Genomic DNA, 2,861 nt, shown 5'->3' on the forward strand with positions numbered 1-2,861 from the left:
CGACACGGGCGCGTGCGGGAGCGGTCGCGGGCTGTAGGCCCCCGCCATCGTGCGGTCGCGGTTCGCCKGGTTGTAGTCGATGAAGATGCGGTCGCCGCGCTCCTCCTTCCACCAGGCGGTGGTGAGCTGCTCGGGCATGCGACGCTCGAGCTCGCGAGCGAGCGCGATGACGGCGTGCCGCACGTCGAGGAACTCGTGCTCGGGCTCGATCGGGGCGAAGACGTGGATGCCACGGCTCCCCGACGTCTTCACGAACGCGGTCAGCCCGACCTCGGCCATGAGCTCGCGCAGCGCCAGGGCGGCGGGCACCGCCTCGGCGAAGCCGGTGCCCGGCTGCGGGTCGAGGTCGATGCGCAACTGGTCGGGGTCGTCGGTGTCGTCGGCGCTCGAGGCCCACGGATGGAACACGATCGTGTTCATCTGCGCGGCCCAGACCGCTGCCGCGGGTTCGTCGAGCACGAGCTGCGGATGCCGCCGGCCGCTGGGGTACGTGACGGTGACCGATCGCACCCACTCGGGCGCACCCTTCGGCGGGTTCTTCGAGAAGAATTGCTCGCCGTCGATTCCCTCGGGGAACCGCTGGAGGGAGACGGGACGGTCGCCGTTCGCCTCGATGAACGCGTCGCCGACGGCGACGAGGTACTCGGCGAGCTCGAGCTTCGTGATGCCCGGTTCGGGCCAGAGCACCCGCGTGGGTGAGGAGATCCGCACGTCGCGATCGCCGTGCGGACCGGGGACAGTGAGCGTTGCTGCAGCGCCGGCCATGCTGCCGACGCTACTCCCTCAGTGCGACACGCCCCCCGTGCCACGCGCCTGCTCCTGAGCGGCCTCGCGCGCGGCATCCCGAGCGGCATCCGCGGCCGCGGCCTCCTCGGGCGTGGGGGCCGTGCCCCCGAGACGCCTCGGCTGCCACCACGCGCCGGTGCCGTCGACGGGGTACCGGCGCTGCAGGTCGTCGACGAGGCCCTGGAGCGACGTGCGCAGYCGATCCGTGGCGACGTGCGGTTCCTCGTCGGCGGCGACCGTGATGGGCGGACCGAAGGCGAAGGCGACCGGCACGCCGAAGCGCTCCCGGAACCTGATGCGATGGCGCTTCGTGAGCAGCCGCTGGCCGCCCCAGACGGCGACCGGGACGACCGGCACGTCCGCCTCGGCGGCGAGGCGCACGGCGCCGGTCTTGAGCTCGCGCACCGTGAACGACGCACTGACGCCCGCCTCGGGGAACACGCCGAGCAGCTCGCCGCTGCGGAGTGCTTCGACCGCCTTGGCGTAGGCCGCCGCTCCGGCCTTCATGTCGACGGCGATGTGCCGCATGCCCCGCAGGAGCCATCCGACGACGGGCTTGTCGAACGCGCCCTGCTTGGCCATGAAGCGGATGCGGCGGCGGTTCGCCAGCCACGTCACCCACTCCACGAGGGCGAAGTCGAGGTAGCCGAAGTGCGTCATCGCGAGCACCGCTCCGCCCGAGGCGGGCACGTGCTCGACGCCGCTGACCTGCCGCTTGAGCCGCCAGAAGCCGAAGAGTCCGCGACCCGCGACGATCGCCACGCTGTAGATGGGTTCGCTCTCGCGTCGACGCGTCATCCCCTGAGCGTAGGCGCTGCCACTGGACGGCGCCTGAACCAGCGCTCGCCCAGGCCCCGCAGCTGCCCGGCGGCTACGCCGGCGACGAGCACCGCACTGCCGACGAGCTCGAGCGTGTTCGGGATCTGCCCGAGCCAGAGCGCGGCCGCGGCGAGCCCGACCGGGGGGACGAGGAGCGCGAACGGTGCGACGAGCGCAGCCGGGTACTTCCCGAGCAGCATGTTCCAGATCGTGTAGCCGACCAGCGACGCGACCCCAGCGGTGTAGCCGACGCTGATGACCGTGGGCCACCCGATGGTGGCGAACGCGTCGCCGACGACCGCCGGGCCGTCGAGCACGAGACTCAGGGCGAGCACCGGCACCGGCACGAAGAGCGCGGACCACACCACGATGCCGAAGCCGTTGGCGCCCGCTGCGGAGCGCGAGATCACGTTCCCGATCCCCCAGCTGAGGCCCGCGGCCACGCAGACGAGCATCGGCAGGATCGCCGCGGCACCCGCCGCACCCTCGAGCCGTCCCGCGGCCACGATCCCCAGTCCCGCCACGGCCACGAGCGCGCCGAGGAGCTGGATCGGCGACGGTCGCTCGCGCAGGGCGACGGCGCCGATCACGAGCGTGAAGATCATCTGGCACTGCAGCACCACCGCGGCGAGGCCGGCGGGAAGCCCGAGGTGCATGGCGGTGAACAGCAGGCCGAACTGGCCCGCGCTCATGAACAGGCCGATGCCGGCGAGCACCCGCCAGGAGGCATCCGGCTTCGGCACGATGAAGACGAGCGGCACCGCGACCAGGGCGAACCGGAGGGCCACGAGCACGAGCGGCGGGGTGTCCCGCAGGCCGAGGTCGATGACGACGAAGTTCACGCCCCAGACGATGGCGACGAGGAGTCCGAGGATGAGGTGTCGGGGGGTCACGATGCCAGCCTCGCAGCACCCAAACGTCAGAACCAGTTCCGAATGGTTGCGCTGATCACGTACGATCGCTTCATGATCGACCTGCAAGGCCTTCGGGCGCTCGTCGCCGTCGATCGCGACGGCTCCGTCGTCGCGGCCGCGGAGCGACTCGGCTACACGCCGTCGGCCGTCTCCCAGCAGGTGAAGAAGCTCGAACGCGACCTCGACGCCGTCCTCCTCGAGCGTCGCGGCCGCGGCGTCCTCCTCACCGATCGCGGACGCGCCCTCGCCGTCGAGGGGCGCGAGCTCCTCACCGGCCTCGAGCGGCTCGAGGCGCTCGCCGCGAGCGGCACCCGCCGTTCGGCGCCGATGCGCATCGCCTCG

General features: G+C 72.2%; 4 protein-coding genes. 1 reads left to right on the plus strand and 3 read right to left on the minus strand.

Annotation, left to right across the window (positions count from 1 at the left end; genetic code table 11):
• The 3 genes from ligD to AC1DY2_RS18120 form a co-directional block, all read right to left on the minus strand.
• Window positions 1-765 (minus strand): non-homologous end-joining DNA ligase (ligD, locus tag AC1DY2_RS18110; RefSeq protein WP_476763676.1); only part of this gene is annotated, 765 nt, incomplete at its 3' end.
• An 18-nt stretch (window positions 766-783) separates the two neighbouring features.
• Window positions 784-1,584, minus strand: coding sequence for a lysophospholipid acyltransferase family protein (locus tag AC1DY2_RS18115; protein ID WP_476763677.1), 801 nt, complete (start codon window positions 1,582-1,584; stop codon window positions 784-786).
• Entirely contained in the window at window positions 1,581-2,498 is a 918-nt protein-coding gene (locus AC1DY2_RS18120; protein ID WP_476763678.1) for an EamA family transporter, read from the minus strand. The genes AC1DY2_RS18115 and AC1DY2_RS18120 overlap by 4 nt, the downstream gene beginning before the upstream one ends.
• Window positions 2,499-2,570: 72 nt before the next feature.
• Between AC1DY2_RS18120 and AC1DY2_RS18125 the strand changes: the two genes are divergently transcribed.
• On the plus strand, window positions 2,571-2,861 hold a 291-nt coding region (locus AC1DY2_RS18125; protein WP_476763679.1), incomplete at its 3' end, for a LysR family transcriptional regulator.

It is taken from the genome of Agromyces sp. P1_H4, from assembly GCF_056405255.1.